This window comes from Hymenobacter sp. HSC-4F20 (genome assembly GCF_019599275.1).
Taxonomy (GTDB): Bacteria; Bacteroidota; Bacteroidia; order Cytophagales; family Hymenobacteraceae; genus Hymenobacter.
Genome location: NZ_JAHZTD010000001.1, coordinates 949,599 through 964,682 on the forward strand (window position 1 = coordinate 949,599; position 15,084 = coordinate 964,682).

Sequence of the window (15,084 nt, forward strand, 5' to 3'; positions counted from 1 at the left end):
CCATATCCTCTACCCCTCTGCACGATTACTATGTGGCAGGTTTTGCAAAGTCAGGCTGATATCGACCTGCTAATGCGCACATACCGCAGTTTTCACGACAGCTGTCTGAAGGAAGTGGCCGTGCAGAACCGGGAGTACGTGGATGAGCGGCAGGCTATGCACTTCGATAACCAGACCATCATCAAAATGCGGTTTCAGAGCCAGTTTAAGGACAATGCTGTCCTTGAATGGGTATTTGAGGATGTGATTGAATTTAACTGGGTACAGGATGAGCGTAACGTGGATACTGGGTTGAGCATCATCCTGCAGGCTGTGTGTCAGTGGCAACAAGAAATGTTGTACTGGGCTGAAGACATTGACTGGCACCTGGATGCGGCTGATAAAAATGACTACCGCTGGGTTGCCGCCAAACGTGGTCGGTGGAGAATCGTAGAGAAGGGGCTAGGACCTGCTACTGCTCTATTTGCAGCCAGCTAATACCGGAAATCACCCATTATCAACTGACAGACTACATGGCCACCTGGGACTACCATAATTTCGACAACGATGCCGCGGCCGACCTGGCCGAGGAATTCCGCAGCAACCCCAACGAAGCGCTGCTCTACGAGGTGCTGGCCACCGCCGCCGAAGCTGAGGAGGAGCTGGACGAGGAAGAAGCCAGCCAGGCCCTGGCCGCCGCCGAAATCGTGGCGGCTATTCAGGGGCATCCTACCCCCGATTTCCTGCCCGGCCTTACCCTGGCCGTGAATGGGATGGAGGCCGACGAGGACCTGGCGGAGCTGGCCCAGGAAGCCGTGGAAGCCGTGCTCAACAGCTCGGCCCTGCAGGTCCGCTGGGCCGAATCGGCGAACTATGCCAACTGGCAGCAACTGCAGCAGGATCTGCTGGCTCGTTTAGCAGCCGAGTAGCATGCAGTGGCTTGTGCTGGCCCTGCTCACGGCCCTGTGCCTGGCCCTCTATAACTTCTTTATCAAGCTGGCCGCCGACCACGTTTCGGCCGCCGCCGGCGCAGTAATTCTGCAGCTGGTGGCCGCTGGTTTGGGTGGCTTGTGGCTGGTATGGCTGCGCCTGAAGGGCCAGCCCCTGGAGCTGAGCGGCAAGGGGGTAGGCCTGGCTATGGCGGCCGGAGTGGGGGTAGGACTGGCCGAAATCCTGACCTTCATCGTGTTCAGCCGGGGGGTGGCGTCCTCGGTGGGCACGCCGGTTATTGTGGGCGGCTCGGTGCTGCTGACGGCCGTGCTGGGGCTGGTGGTGCTCCGCGAAACGCTTTCCTGGCCCCAGGCTCTGGGGCTAGTCAGCATTGTGGTGGGCATTGCCCTGCTGGCCCGCGGCCACTAGCCAGAGCAAGTTTACAGCCACTGCCATACCAAGGCCCGCCGGATGGTACCATCCGGCGGGCCTTGGTATGGCAGCGACGCCGCGCTAGGCTGCGCCCTGGCACTGCTGGCAGATGCCGGCCAGCAGGTAGTCGCGCGACTCTACCCGGAAGCCCTGGGGGAGCAGCACGGGCGGAATCGTGACGTGGTCGAGGCAGTAGGTGTGCTGGCACTGGGTGCATTTGAAGTGCACGTGGTCATCGGAGTGGGCGTGCTCCGTACAGTGGGTCGAGCAGGCCGCGTATCGGATAACGTCGGTATTGTCGATGACGCGGTGAATAAGGCCCTTTTCCTCGAAGGTTTTAAGCGTGCGGTACAACGTAATCCGGTCAGTATCGGTGCCGAGGGCCTGTTCCAACTCGTGGCTAGTAAGCGCAAAGGGGGAGGAGGCTAGCAGCCGCAGTACTCCCCGGCGTACCGGTGTCTGCCGCAGCCCGTGCTGGGCTAGTAAGGTAGTGAGCGAGTCAGCAGTAGCTTTCATGGTACTGCAAACATACGGCGCATTCTACCGTGTTCCTTTTCCTGCGTCTACGTCCCGGCTGGGCCTCCCCACGCACAAAGGCCAGGGCGCGGGCCCTGGCCTTCGAGTAGTGGTTGTGGAAAAGGAACGGGAACGGTGTCGGCGGTTAAGGCTGGGCCTCCATGCGCCGGAGGGATGCACAAAGGTGGTGCGCTACGGTGCATCTGCCAAGGTCAATCCGTGGCCGTTTGTGACATGAGAAAACATCCGGCATCCTGCGTTAGGCAGCAGTTTAAGCACCGCATTGCTGGTTGGCGTGGGCCGAAGCTTTCTATCAGGCAGCATAAAACAGCGCGGTTGTGACGGCGCCCGGGAAAACGATTTACGCTACCGAGCCACACTGCCGGCTTGGGGTAGCGTAAACCGAAACTGGCTGCCTTGCCCGGGCTGGCTTTCCACCCAGAGTCGTCCGCCCTGGGCCTCAATAAATTCGCGGGAAATGCTTAGCCCCAGCCCCGAGCCGCCCTTGTGGCCCGAGGCATTGGGCACCTGGGCAAACCGCTGAAAAATCCGCTCGTGGTATTCCGGCGGAATGCCCGGCCCGCAGTCCTGCACACTGATTTCCAACTGCTCCTGGCGGTAGGAAGCCCGCACAGTGAGGGCGGCACCGCGCGGGGAATAGCGGATGGCGTTGGCCAGCAGGTTGATGAGTACCCAGGTGGTCTTCTCCACGTCGGCGCGGGCAGCGGGCAAGTCGGGAGGTAGCTGCACTTGGAGCTGCAGCTCTTTGTCGTCGAGTTGGGGCTGCACGGTATCGGTAGCGTAGTCCACCACCTCGGCTAGGGTAATTGGTTGGAGGTCAAGCTGAATGCCGGCGCCAGCATCAAGGCGCGAAACGGCCAGCAGCTGACCTACCATGCCGAGTAGGCGCTGGGTTTCGTCGCGGATGCCGTCGGCGATGCGCAGGCGCTCCTCGGGGTCGGTGCGCTCGTCTTGCAGCAGCATCAAACTCAGGTTGATGCTGGCCAGGGGCGTTTTCAACTCGTGCGAAACGGTAGCCAGGAAGTTCGACTTCACCTCGTCCAGCTTTTTAAAATCCGACACGTTGCGCAGGGACAGAATGTGCCCCACAAACTCCGTGCGGCTTGTTTCGCGGTTGCGACTTACAATGTGGCTGACGGTGAGACGATAGTAGGCCGTTTCGCCGTCGGGCCGGGCAATGGTGAGCATGACGGGCTGGGGCACCTCCTCGGCCCGCACCGATTCCTGCTCCAGCAAGGGGCGGAACAGCTCCCGCAGCAGCCCCGATTCCCGGCTTAACTCTTCGGCCCGCTGGCCTACCAGGTCGGCAGCCGTGCGGCCTAGTAGTTCCCGGGCCACGGGGTTAGCCAGCAGCACGCACCGCTCGGGGTCGAGCAGGAGCAGGCCTTCATCGAGGTGTTCAATGAGGCTTTCCAATCGGCTGCGCTCCGTGGCCAGGGCGGCCCGCGTTACGCTGCGTTGGTCCTGCATGTAGCCAAAGGCACGGTTGAGGGCCAGAGCTACGGCACCTACCTCGTCGTTTTTGGCAATGGAAACGCGGGTAGCCGGCCCGGGGCTGGCTATGTCCTCCACATCGGCCCGCAGGCGGCGCAGGGGGCGCAGCACTACCCGCGGCAGCCGCACAACCAGCCCCAGCCCCACAGCACTGCTCAGTAACAGCAGCATGAGCACGGTATGGCGTGAGCGCGCCGCAAAGCGGGTCGTTTGTGCCGTTTGCTGATTAAACGAGGCCGCATTCAGCTGCATCATGCGGTGAGTTTCAGCCCGCAATTGGTGCAGCTTTACGAGTTGCTGGGGGGCAGGCGCCCGGTCATCCACGAGGCGCTGATACTCCGCTACCTGCTGGGTAAGCGTATCTACCAGTTCCAGCTCGCCTGCTTCGGTGATGTTAGCGGCCTCGCGGGTCAGGGCCCGCCGCAGCTGAACCAAGGGTGCTTGCGCTGTGGGCTGATCCTGTAACTGCTCCAGGGCCCGCAACATCTGCTCCCCATACTCTACTGAGCGGAAATTAGCCCGTTGAACACTGCGCGTCCCCACGCTCAGTTGTTGCACGGTCAGTAGCGTGTACCCGCCCAAGCCCAGCAGCAAAGTCAGCATTACCAGAATGCTGAGACGAATTTTTAGTTTGAGGGACATGAGTGGAGTTTACAGTTGTACAGATAATTGCCAACTGGATGATTTCGCGCGTCCGAGAATTTCAGGCACGGAGGTGATGCGGGTTTCGCCCGTGATGTTGTTGCGAAGCGCCACTTTATGACGGCTTCCCAGCGCGTCGGCCGCTTGTATTTCGCTTTCGGTAAGCGCGAAGAAGAAGCCCGAGAAGTCGGCTTTAACCCGAGCTTGATTAGCTGTTTTTATCTCAATAAATACCATTTCTGGTAGTAGCTCTCGCACCTGTTCAGAGCTGGTAAAATCCAGTGCCTGAACATTCGGAAGCTCAATAGCATCGAAGCTGCTTGCCTTAATGCTGATACCCGTTGCGCGTAAGCAGTCAAGGAGGATTTTTAACCCTTTACCACGAGGCCGGGGCACCCAGTTCTCCATTTCCTGCAGTAAGCGCACCTCACCGGCTGCACCTTGCTGATTGGCTAGCCGGGCCAGATGCTTGCGTTTGGCTTCGATAACTTCCAGCGGCTTCATCTCTATTCACTTCCTGGCCTATCGTTCACAGCCCGTACTCCTGCACCTTGCGGTAGAGGGTAGTGAGGCCGATGGCGAGGCGGCGGGCAGCTTCGGTTTTGTTGCCCTGCACCTGGTAGAGCACCTGGCGAATATGGCGGGCTTCCACGGCGCGCAGACTCTGGTCGGTGGGGTCGGCGTCGGGGCTGAGAGGAGAGGGTAGGGCGTGGAACTCGTCGGGGAGGTAGCCGGCCGAGAGGGGCTGGTCGGCGGGGGCGAGGATGGCAGCGCGCTCCAGCACGTTTTTCAGCTCGCGCACGTTGCCGGGCCACTCGTAGCGTTGGAGGAGCTCTACGCACTCGGGCTCCAGGCTGGGTAGGCGCTTGCGCAGCTGTGCCGCGAAGTGCTGCAGGAAATACTCGGCCAGGGCCGGCACGTCGGCGGCCCGCTCCTGCAGGCTAGGTACGTTGATGGTGAAGACAGAAAGGCGGTAGTAGAGGTCGGGGCGGAAGTTACCGGCGGCTGCTTCCTGCTTGAGGTTGCGGTTGGTGGCAGCTACGATGCGCACGTTCACGCTGGTAGGCTTGGTGTCGCCGAGCTTGGTGAACTGGCGCGTTTCCAGCACCCTAAGGAACTTGGCCTGCACATTCAGCTCCAGCTCCCCGATTTCATCCAGAAACAAGGTGCCGCCCGAAGCTTCCTCCAGCAAGCCTTTCTTATCGGCCAAGGCCCCAGTAAAGGCGCCTTTCTTGTAGCCAAATAGCTCCGATTCGAGCAAGTCCTTGGGGAAAGCCGAGCAGTTCACGGCCACGAAGGGCTTGTGTTTCCGCTCACTGGCTTCGTGAATGGCCTGGGCAAAGAGTTCCTTGCCGGCTCCCGTGGGGCCTTCCAGCAGCACGGTGCTATCCGTAGGGGCTACTTGGCGGGCCAGGTCCTGGGCGCGGCGCAGAGCCGGGGCCGCGCCAATCATGCTCTCGAAGCTGTAACGCTGACTCATGCGCCGCTCCAGCTCGGCCACGCGGCGGCGCAGGCGGGCTTTTTCGGCGGCGCGCTCCACCACTACCACCAACTGCTGCTCGAAGTCGCCCTTGGTGAGGTAGTCGAAGGCGCCCTGCTTCATGGCCCGCACCCCGTCGGGAATGGTGCCGAAGGCGGTAAGCAGCACGATTTCAATATCGGGGGCCTTGGCCTTGAGCCTCGGAATCAGGTCCACGCCGTGGGCGTCGGGCAGCTTCACATCGGACACCACTACCAGCACAGCATCGGCGTGCTGCTGGAGCATTTCCAGACCGCGGGTGGCATCGGGCGCTTGCAGCACGGAGTAGCCTTCCAGCTCCAGCACCCGCGCCAACAGCTGGCGCAGGCGGGCTTCGTCGTCGATGAGGAGGAGGGTACCGGTGGGCATTTTGGGGAATTAGTAGTGAGAATGATAGAATCAAGAGTAATGTGGGGGCAAAGGCTACTTCAGATTCTTGTTCGCCGGCTTCTGCTGGGGTGGCTTCGGCCGTTGATGGCGAACCAGGGCTTGTCGGACGGCCGCTGCCGTGGGTAATTCGTTGAGGTAGTCGCGGGGCGTCGGGTCCTCGCGGTACTGCGGCCTGCCAGCGTTGCTTAAGCCCTGGTATTGAAAAACCCGCGTTTCGTAGTGTGCGACACGTCCGTGTAGCTCGTTACCGTCATCATCCTGGAGGGTCTCCTTCAAACTGCATTCGTTGAGCACCAGCAATTCTTTCTGTCCATCTTGATCAACATCAGCGAAGAAAATGGCTTCCTCCGTAGTCAGGTCACCCATAGATTCCATATTGAAGGAATGCACAGCGTAAGTATCGTTTTGGTATGGGTCCAGCACAAAGAGGAATAAGTTGATAGCATTATCCCCATATCCATTGGCCGAAAACACCAGCTGTTTACCAAAGGCACTTGACCGCCATGCGTAGATAATTGGCTTACGACCGAGGTAAAATGAAACGGGAAGCACGCGCTGCAAAAAGGTGGTATCTGCTTCGCCGGGCTGGCGGCGCGCTATTCCCGACTGGCAGGTTTGGGCTTCGGTGCGCAGGGCCGTAGCATCCATCGTTGGGTCCCAGGGGTTCATAACCAACGTAAGCGGTAGGGTGAGCGTAACGCGCACGGGCTGAGCATTTTGCTTGCCGGGAATAAAGGTAGGCAGCTGGCGTACCGCGTTCAGCACAACAGCGTCTAGGCTCGGGTCAGCGCTCTTGAGGATTTTCAACTGGGTTACCTTACCATCTTTTTCTACCGTGAAGTCTACAAACACGCGCTTATCCGCTGGCAGCATAGTGCCCCGCGGGAACACGAGGCGCTGTTGCACCGCGTTCTGTAGTGCTTCGGTGCTGGCCCCTATGTAAGGCAGCCGCGGCATTTCTTCCACATAGCGATACACGGGTTCTTGCACCTTGCTGGGAGGCAGTGACTGGCCGGTTGCTGTTAGTAGAAAGCACTGCAGAATAGAGGTGCTAAGCAGCAGCCCCACGAGCGCGAGTGTACGGGAGAAATACGTAAACATGTATATGGAGTAACCTAGGCGAAGGTAGTGGAAGGAACTGCTGTTACCCAAGCCACGAAGACGGCACCTAAGGTGCTTCCTTGGTCAGCAACTCGTTCTGTGTTAAGCGCTCTGCCGAATCTCATCTTTCAGGTACTCCACGAAGCGGTTGAATTCGGGTTCGGCTTCCACGTTTTCGTGCCAGGCCAAGCCCATTTCGGCCAGGTTGTACTGGTGCTGGGGACTGATGGTGGCGCCGGGCACCAGCTGGCCGCTGGCGTCCCGCTCCTGGCCCAGCAGCCAGAGCCGGTCGGCCAGGGCGGTGGTGGTCTGGATGTCGTGGGAAACGATGACGACGGTGTTTAGCTCGTCCATGGTGGTTACTTCGAGGATAATTTTCTTGACCTCGTCAATCATGGCCACGTCGAGGCCGGAGAAGGGCTCGTCGAGTAGGATGAGGTGGTCGGAGCAGAGCAGCTGCTGGGCAATGGCGGCGCGCTGACGCTGCCCGCCGGAGAGGTGGGCGGGGTACTTTTTGCGGTGCGCGGCCAGCTGAAACCGCTCCAGGTAGGAATCGGCCAGGCGGCGGGCTTCGGCGGCATCGGGGTACTTGCGGGCGGCGGCTACCAGCAGGTTGTCGTGCAAGGTGCGGTGGTTGAACAGCGGGTACTGCTGCTGCACGAAGCCCACCGCGCCGGGCGCTACTGCGTGCTGCTTCTGGCCTACTAGCACCGTACCGCTGCTCGGGGCCATCAGCCCGGCCATAATGCGGCAGAGTACGGATTTGCCCATGCCCGAGCGGCCGTAGAAGCCGACCACCTGCCCCTGGTTCATGCCCGGCCGGCACACGTCGAGCACCTGGGCTGAAATGTCGCGCAGAATAGGTTCACCCGCAAATTCCATCGACACATTGTCGAGGGTGAGCACCGGGGATTTATAGAAATACGGGGTCATTTCAAGGGTGAACTTGTGAGCTGAATGGTTGGGTTATGCGGAAATAGTGTGCCCGGCTGTAGAGACGCGACACTTCACGTCTCGGCGTAAGAACAATTGTGGATGAACGACCCGGCGTAAACAACATCAGCTGACGCCGAGACGCGAAGTGTCGCGTCTCTAGGCTAAGCAACGTCTCCGCTACATCACCGCACGGCCGCCAGCTCAGAGTAAGGGAAAAACACCCGACGCAGCAGGCCGAAAAGGTAGTCCTGGGCGGCACCAGCGGCCAGGATGACAAGCTGAATGGCCACTACCCCATCGAGGTGGAGGTAGCGGTTTTGCTTGTAGAGCAGCAGCCCAATGCCGCCTTCCGATTGGTAGAGGGTTTCCACCAGGGTAATCATCGTCCAGATAATGGCGAAGTTCTGGCGCACTACTTCCAGCATCTCATCGAGCTTGCCCAGCACTACTACCTCACAGAAGCTGCGCCACTCGCCCAGGCCTAGGGTGCGGGCGTGGTCCATTTCCTGTTGGGTGGTGGTCAGGATCACCGAAGTCATGCCTGTGACGAGGTAGACGGTGGTGGCGAAAATCAGGACTGATAGCTTCACCTCGTGGCCCGAGCTTACCATCAGAGCCATAAAGAAGGTTAGGCCGGTGAGAGTGAGGTAGCGCATCTTGGAGGCCGCGTAAGCCAAGGGTCGGAAAAAGGGTAGAGCCGTGAGGTAGGAAATGAGCAGGGCCACCACCGTGGCGGCTCCCAGGGCCTGCAGGGCCGTGCTCATGCTGGCCCACAGCTCCTGAATCAGGCCCTGGGTGGTTACCATATCCGCCAAAGAGCGGAGCACGTCGCCCAGAGACGGGAACAGGCGCAACGGATACAGCAGCCACAGAAGCAGCAGTAGGGCACCCTGGGCAGCAATCATCAGCGCGAACGTTGTACGCGGGGGGCGGCCATTGGGAGAAAAGAGTTCTTTCATGGGAGAAAGGCTAAGAAGGAATTGAAAAATCGTCTGGCATCCTGAGCCCCCAGCAAAAGACCTTTTTTGCTTTATTGGGGGTAGCAAAACTTACCCGCTGCAGAGGTCCTTTGCTGAGCGCTCAGGATGCCAGACAATCACTACCTCACCATTTCACTATTCACCCTTTAATTACCCAGCACGATTTCCACGCGGCGATTCTTGGCTTTGCCTTCGGAGGTAGCGTTGGGGGCTACCGGCTCGGTGGCGCCGTGGGCGTACACCTGCACGCGGCCTTCGGGGAAGGCGCTGGAGCTGCGCTGCTCCAGCCAGTACTCCACGGCCAGGGCGCGGTCCTCGGAGAGCTGCTGGTTCTTTTGTGGGTCGCCCACGTTATCGGTGTGGCCGTGCACGGCTACTTTCAGGCGGCCGGCTACTACCAGGTCGTTGAAGAGCTGCTGGAGCTGGCGCTCGGCGGCTGGCGTGAAGGAGCTTTGACCGGTGTTGAACTCAATGTTCCAGGCCCGGCGGCTCACGCTCTGGCGGATTTCGTCATCGGCGGCAAACTGCTGCTGCTCGGCCGGGGCCAGGGTTTTGCCGCGGTATTTGTCCTGCAGTTTGCGCAGGGGGGCGAGGTCCAGCATCTGGTCCAGGGGTACGTAGCTGGGCAGCTCTCGGGGGTAGAGACGGCTCTGCACGTCGCCGAAGGTTTTGTACACAGCCGCGTAGATGTTGGTGCCGCCCTCGTTGAGGCCAAACAAGGCCAGGTTATCGGCGAAGTTGAAGGCCTTGCTGCCGCCCAGCTCCACTACCTCCCCGTTGCGGTCGGCCTCACTCACGCCCTTGTAGTAGCGCAGCCAGTACGCGCCGGGCTTGTCCTTGTCGCCGTACACTTCAGCCGAAATATCGGCGGCGCGCTGCAGGGCTTCGGGGTGGCTTTTTACCTGGTCGCCAGCTACGGCGAAGGCAGTAATCAGGCCTTCCACTTCTTTCTGGTGAGCATCGTACCAGCGCTTGGTCGTGACCATGATGTTGGGCATCTGGTTCGAGTAGTCCTTGGTAGACACGATGTTGACGAGGCCGCCCTTCTGGCGAGCAATGTTCACGTCGCCGGGCGTCCAGGTGGCTACGGCATCGGCTACTACGTCTACTTTCACGCCAGTATTCTTGCCATTTACCACCTTCGTGCGCTGCTCGGGCTTACCGATGATGTATTTCTCGGCGGCCACCAGGAAGTCGGAAGAGGCCAAGAAGTTCACCGCTTCGGGGTCGTAGGTGGTTTCGTCGGGGTTGACTTTCAGGCCGTTGTCGGCGCACCACTTCAGGGCAATGTTCTGGTCCCCGTCGCGCAGGTAGCAGGCAATGGTTTTGCCCAGGGCCGCCTTGGGGTTGTCGAGCCACTCCTTGGGGCCCATCAGCTTGTCTTCGCCAAACGATTTACCTACCGAGTAAGGAATAATCTGGAGGCTGGTGCCGGCTTTTTCCAGCTGCGGCTGCACCGCCGAGAAGGCCGGCAGCCCGTCGCCCATGATGCTTACCAGCAAACCCGGCGTTTCGGGGTTTTGCTGCAGGTCCAGGGCGTTTTTCACCAGATCGGCCTGCATTTTGGCTACGTCGTCCTGGCGCACAATCTGCATATCCAGGCCACCGGCGGCCATGCTTGAGCCCTGGGTAGTGCGGGGACCACCGTTGGCGAGCATGCCCGCCATCTGCGAGTTCCAGGCCATTACCTCCCACACCACGGGCGTGCCTTTTTCGGCGGGCGTGCTGGAGGGCAGGGGGGCCAGGGGCACGGCCACATTGGCGCGGGAGCCGCCGGCCGCCGTAGGCAACTCAATGGAGCTGAGCACCACCGATTCGGTGGCCGCCTTTTTAAAGAGGAGCCCACTGGACACCACTTTGTTGATGCCGAAGTAGAGCAGCGCCACGAGCAGGGCGCCCAATACAATTTTACCGCGAGTTGTCATGATATAGGGAGAGAAAGAGAGTTTAAAACGTGAGGAGGGGTAGTGGAGCGAAGCAGACTGCTAAGCCTTAGTCGAGCAGGCTGCGGTAGGCGTCGGTGGTAGCGGTGCGGGTTTGGGCGGTGGTCATGGGGGCGGGCTTTTCGTCGAGCAGGGCGTTGAACTCACCCTTCTGGTACTTTTCCAGCAGGCGCTGGCCTTTCTCGCTCATGACGCCGTTCTGGATGTCCATTTCCTTCACGAACTCCTGGCTGTAGCGCATGGCCTGCTTGATCTGGCCGAGCTGCTGGGCCATGTCCTGGGCCACGCGGTCGGTGGCCAGGTCGAAGAAGTACTTCTTGTCCGGGTCGCCGCGCAGGATGTTCATGGCCGCCCGCATACCGCTGCTGGTGCGCTTCACCAGCTCGTACTCGTCCTTGAGCAGGCCTACTTTGAACTTGCTGTTGTCGATCTGGCGCAGGGCGGCTTTCAGGATCTGGCGCATCACCAGGCTCACGTTCTGGGTGGTGGTGAGCATGGGCAGCAGGCGCTGATTGTAGTCCTGCAGTTGGGCGGCACGGGAGGCGTAGCTTTCGGCCGCGTCGGGTTCGCGCTGGCGGGTAGCCGCGTCGGCCAGGGCCAGGTACTCGCGCATCTGCAGGGTGTTGGCTTCCAGCTTGCGCTTCACCAGCTCGTGGGCGCCTTCCACGTGGCCGACTTCCTCCTCCATCTTGCGAGCTTCCTGCGAGGTGCTTCGGATGTAGTCCTCCATGATGCCGATGGGGTCGGTGTTGACGAAGATGCCCGCCGCCGTGCGGAAAATCCGCTGCCCGGCGTACCAGAAGCCCGCCTTGATGCGGGGGGTGGTGAAGAGCAGAAAGGCCCCGAACAGCACCCCCAGCCCGATGCCGAGCTTCACGGTGTCAAACACCACATCTACCAGGAACGGCACGATGGTGCCCCAGCTGTACACGCCGGCGGCCACCACGCCGCCCAGAAACACCCAGCCGGCCACCTTTTCGGGCTGTTGCCACTTGGGCAAGGTGCCGCTCAGGCCGGGTTTGAGCTCAGAAGGAAACGATGTGTTCATAGGTATAAAAGGAAGATTAAGTGGCAGATGAAAGCGGTGCGCCGCCGAGGGCTGCGACTAGAGTAAGGGGTAGGGCGCAGGGTGTTCTCCTGCGCCGTAAGGCCGGGTTGTTACTTCAGCAGGAAAGACTGAGTAGCCTGGCGGTGGGCCTGCAGCTCAGTGGCGGCCGCCGCGTGGGCCATTTCATAGGACGCCAGGGCCGCGGCGGCTTTCTGCTGCTGCTCCTGCAGCTGCTGGCGGGTGGCCTGGAGCTGCTGCTGCTTTTCCTCCAGCTGGCGGGCCAGCTCCGTGAGGGCTAGTTGCAGCTGCTGCTCCTGCTGCTGCAGCTGCACCAGGGCGCTGGGCGCCACGTTGGGAATGCGGATTTCGCCCAGCTTCTCGCGGTGGCGCTCCAAAATCCGGTTGCGGTCGGCCGTCAGCTTTAGCTCCACCTGTTCCGCCGAGTTTAGCAGGGTAGTCAGGTCCAGGCCCGTCACGGCCGTGAAGGCGTTGAAAGCCGTCTGGTAGAGAATCGGGCCCGAAAGGCCACTGGCCTGCAGGCTCTTCACCATTTTGGTATAGGCCACGAAGTCTTTGCCGTCGCCGGCAAGCAGGCTCTGAATGTGGTCGAGGTGGCGCTGCTCGGGTTGGGTGATGCCAGCAGGGGTAGGCGGGGCGGCAACCGGACTCGTTCCGAAGGCCAGCGGAACCACTCCGGGCAACGGACGCCCGGCAGAAGCCGCCAGCGCCGGACCCGTGGGGGTAGTTTCTTCAATGAAGAAGTCCTTGGCCGCTTTGGCGATGTTGTCGAAGAGAGGCATTAAGCAGGTAGCGTTTGGTGGATGGCAGCCTATTGCCAAGACCAGTGCCGACGCCCCCGGTTTTTTGCTTGTGGTTATATATATTATTGATAATCAGATTGTAATAATAAAAGCCTGGCTAGGGCGATACGCGCGCGGCTCCGCTAGCCCTTTCAAAATGGAAGGGGGTAGTTGCCGAAATAGTAGAGTGCGGGTTCCGCAGTAGCTCGCCGCGTAGTTAGGCCGTGGCAGGTTGCGCCGGCAGCCGCAGGGTAATGAGGTACTCGGTGCCCCGCCCGGGCTGGCTCGTAGCCGTAAGTTGTCCGCCTAGTCCTTTCGTAATCAGGTCATAGCTGAGCGGCAGGCTCAGGTCAGTGGGCGCGTCAGGGGTGGGGAAGCGCTGAAACAAGGTTGCCAGGGCTTCTGCCGACAACCCCACGCCATTGTCACTCACCCTGATTTCCACGTCGTCGGCCAGGCGACGGGTGTGCAGCTCTACCTGCGGAATGTAGCCTTCCTCCGGCTCCGCATCCGCTTGGCGCTGCAACACGGCCAGCAGCGCGGCGCTGAACACGCCCGCCAGGGCCCGCCCAATGTCCTGCCGGACGATCTGCACCGAGTCGACGGCCGGGTCCAGGCGCAGCAGCAGGGCCGCCGTGAAGTAGCGGTTCTTGGCCCGCACATCGTGGTAGGTGAGTCGCAGGTATTCTTCGGTTAAGTCGTTGAGGCGCGTGAGTTGGCGGGGGCCGCTGCCCTCCTGGGAGTATTCCAGCATACCGCGCACAATAGAATCGGCCCGCTGGGCAAACTGCAGCATCCGGGTTTGATTTTGCAGTAGGTTCTGCAGCATCTCATCCAGCAGCTCCCGTTCGTAGGGCCGCTCGATAAGGCGGCCCACTTCCTGCCGCAGCTCGGTACACAACTCGGCGCTGATAGCCGCGAACTTGCGCACCGAGCTGACCGGGGTTTGAATTTCGTGGGCTACGCCGGCCATCAGCTCTCCCAGCGACGCCATTTTTTCCCGCAGCACCAGCTGGCTTTGCGCAATTTTGAGTTCCTGCAGGGTGCGGGCCAGATGGTCGCGCTGGGCCGTAAGCTCCCGGGCCTGGTGCGTGACCTGCTGGTTGAGGCTCTGCAAGTGCCGGTTGGTGCGCTGCTGGCGGCGGTTGCTGCGGCTCAGCAGCATGGACACCAGCAGCAATACGCCCACGCCGGCTAGCAGAGCCGCGGTGCGGACCTGCCCGGCGAAAGCACGACGCTCTTCTTCCAGCTGGCGTAGGCGCTGCTGCTCGGCAAAGCCCAGGGCATCCAACTGCTTAATGCGCCGCGGGTTATGCAGGCTATCCTGCGCCATGAGCAGCAAGCCCATGTACTTGAGTGTGCTATCCGGCTGCTGCCGCTGCCGAAAGGCCTGGGTAAGCAACTTGCTGTTGCGGACGATGCCCACCATAAACGGCAGCGACTGACCCAGGGCCAGGGCCTTGCGGGCATAGTAGATGCTCGAGTCTGGCTGCTGCCGGGCCTGGTAAAGCTCGGCCATGTACTGGTAGGAGCGGCTGGCGCTGCGCCGGTCGTTTTCGGGGCTGGCGCTTCGTACGCTGCGCCGGTAAAAGCGCAGGGCCGTTTCGGGCTGGCCCTGCGCAACGTGCAGCCGGCCCAGCTCGCGCAGCACGTAGGGCGCCGGGTTGCCCCAGCAGCTGCGGGAAAGGCTGCGGGCGCGCGTGGTCAGCTGCCAGGCCCGGCGAAGGAAAAAGGCCGCCGAATCGTAGCGGTGCAGGCCTTCGTAGCTGGCGCCCAGATTGGTTAACACACTGATGAGCTGGGAGGTATCCTGGGTGTGGGCCTGCTGGTAGAGCCGCCGGGCCCGGAAATAATAATGCAGGGAGGGGCGGTAGTCATCCAGGGCGAAATACAGCAGTCCGGTCTGATTAAGCGTCCGGGCCGTGCCTTCCAGGTCGTGGCTGGCTTCGTTAAGGCGCAGGGCCTGCAGGTCGACGCGCAGCGCCTGGGGCAGGTTGCCCCGTTCTCCCAGCAGCAGGGCAATGCGCGAAAGACAACGTCCTTCCCCTTTGGTATACCCAATGCGCCGGGCCAGGGCCAGACCCTGCCGGGCGTACCACTGTACGGAGTCAAAGCGGGAATAGCGGTAAGTTGCCGCCAAGTCCGCCAGCAGCAGCACGCGGGCCGTATCGGAGGAGGCGTGCTGCAAGGCTCGGTACAGGGGGCGGGTTTGCGGACTTTGCGCCCGTCCGGAGGAGGCCAGCAGCCCGAGCAGCCCCAGCACCAGAAAGCGTCGAATCATGGGGAAAGGTACGCAAGGGAAACGGACCCGTAAAATTCAGGCTGGCTCCCGGCTCGCGCCCAAAGACCACCG

Annotated in this window: 14 protein-coding genes; 3 read left to right on the top strand and 11 right to left on the bottom strand. The window is 61.2% G+C overall.

Annotated features, from left to right (window positions below; genetic code table 11):
- Positions 1–72 precede the first annotated feature (72 nt).
- From K3G63_RS04040 to K3G63_RS04050, 3 genes are read left to right on the top strand one after another with little or no spacing between them, the layout of a single operon-like run.
- Positions 73–477, top strand: a complete 405-nt coding sequence (locus K3G63_RS04040) for a hypothetical protein (protein WP_220612795.1) — start codon at positions 73–75, stop codon at positions 475–477.
- A 35-nt stretch (positions 478–512) separates the two neighbouring features.
- Positions 513–908: a DUF4259 domain-containing protein gene (locus tag K3G63_RS04045; RefSeq protein ID WP_220612796.1), complete on the top strand. Its 396-nt coding sequence runs from the start codon at positions 513–515 to the stop codon at positions 906–908.
- A 1-nt stretch (position 909) separates the two neighbouring features.
- On the top strand, positions 910–1,338 hold the full coding sequence (locus K3G63_RS04050) for an EamA family transporter (protein ID WP_220612797.1): 429 nt from the start codon (positions 910–912) through the stop codon (positions 1,336–1,338).
- Positions 1,339–1,422: 84 nt separating this feature from the next.
- On the opposite strand, the gene K3G63_RS04055 is transcribed toward K3G63_RS04050, so the two are convergent.
- The 11 genes from K3G63_RS04055 to K3G63_RS04105 all read right to left on the bottom strand — a co-directional run bounded on the left by K3G63_RS04055 (position 1,423) and on the right by K3G63_RS04105 (position 15,012).
- Positions 1,423–1,857, bottom strand: coding sequence for a Fur family transcriptional regulator (locus K3G63_RS04055; protein ID WP_220612798.1), 435 nt, complete (start codon positions 1,855–1,857; stop codon positions 1,423–1,425).
- Positions 1,858–2,223: 366 nt separating this feature from the next.
- Positions 2,224–4,014, bottom strand: coding sequence for an ATP-binding protein (locus tag K3G63_RS04060; RefSeq protein WP_220612799.1), 1,791 nt, complete (start codon positions 4,012–4,014; stop codon positions 2,224–2,226).
- 9 nt (positions 4,015–4,023) lie between these two features.
- Entirely contained in the window at positions 4,024–4,518 is a 495-nt protein-coding gene (locus K3G63_RS04065; RefSeq protein WP_220612800.1) for a hypothetical protein, read from the bottom strand.
- Positions 4,519–4,543: 25 nt separating this feature from the next.
- Positions 4,544–5,902 (bottom strand): sigma-54 dependent transcriptional regulator, encoded by a 1,359-nt coding sequence (locus K3G63_RS04070; RefSeq protein WP_220612801.1) that lies wholly within the window; start codon positions 5,900–5,902, stop codon positions 4,544–4,546.
- A 54-nt stretch (positions 5,903–5,956) separates the two neighbouring features.
- A complete protein-coding gene (locus K3G63_RS04075; RefSeq protein ID WP_220612802.1) occupies positions 5,957–7,024 on the bottom strand; it encodes an energy transducer TonB in 1,068 nt (355 codons plus the stop codon).
- 102 nt (positions 7,025–7,126) lie between these two features.
- Positions 7,127–7,957 (bottom strand): ATP-binding cassette domain-containing protein, encoded by an 831-nt coding sequence (locus K3G63_RS04080; protein WP_220612803.1) that lies wholly within the window; start codon positions 7,955–7,957, stop codon positions 7,127–7,129.
- A gap of 185 nt (positions 7,958–8,142) precedes the next feature.
- Positions 8,143–8,919, bottom strand: a complete 777-nt coding sequence (locus K3G63_RS04085; RefSeq protein WP_220612804.1) for an ABC transporter permease — start codon at positions 8,917–8,919, stop codon at positions 8,143–8,145.
- 167 nt (positions 8,920–9,086) lie between these two features.
- Positions 9,087–10,865: an OmpA family protein gene (locus K3G63_RS23015; protein WP_310794556.1), complete on the bottom strand. Its 1,779-nt coding sequence runs from the start codon at positions 10,863–10,865 to the stop codon at positions 9,087–9,089.
- 67 nt (positions 10,866–10,932) lie between these two features.
- A complete protein-coding gene (locus tag K3G63_RS04095; protein WP_220612805.1) occupies positions 10,933–11,931 on the bottom strand; it encodes a PspA/IM30 family protein in 999 nt (332 codons plus the stop codon).
- 110 nt (positions 11,932–12,041) lie between these two features.
- Complete coding sequence (locus K3G63_RS04100; RefSeq protein ID WP_220612806.1) at positions 12,042–12,731, bottom strand: hypothetical protein; 690 nt, start codon at positions 12,729–12,731, stop codon at positions 12,042–12,044.
- Between the two features lie 217 nt (positions 12,732–12,948).
- On the bottom strand, positions 12,949–15,012 hold the full coding sequence (locus K3G63_RS04105; protein ID WP_220612807.1) for a tetratricopeptide repeat protein: 2,064 nt from the start codon (positions 15,010–15,012) through the stop codon (positions 12,949–12,951).
- Between the last annotated feature and the right edge of the window lie 72 nt (positions 15,013–15,084).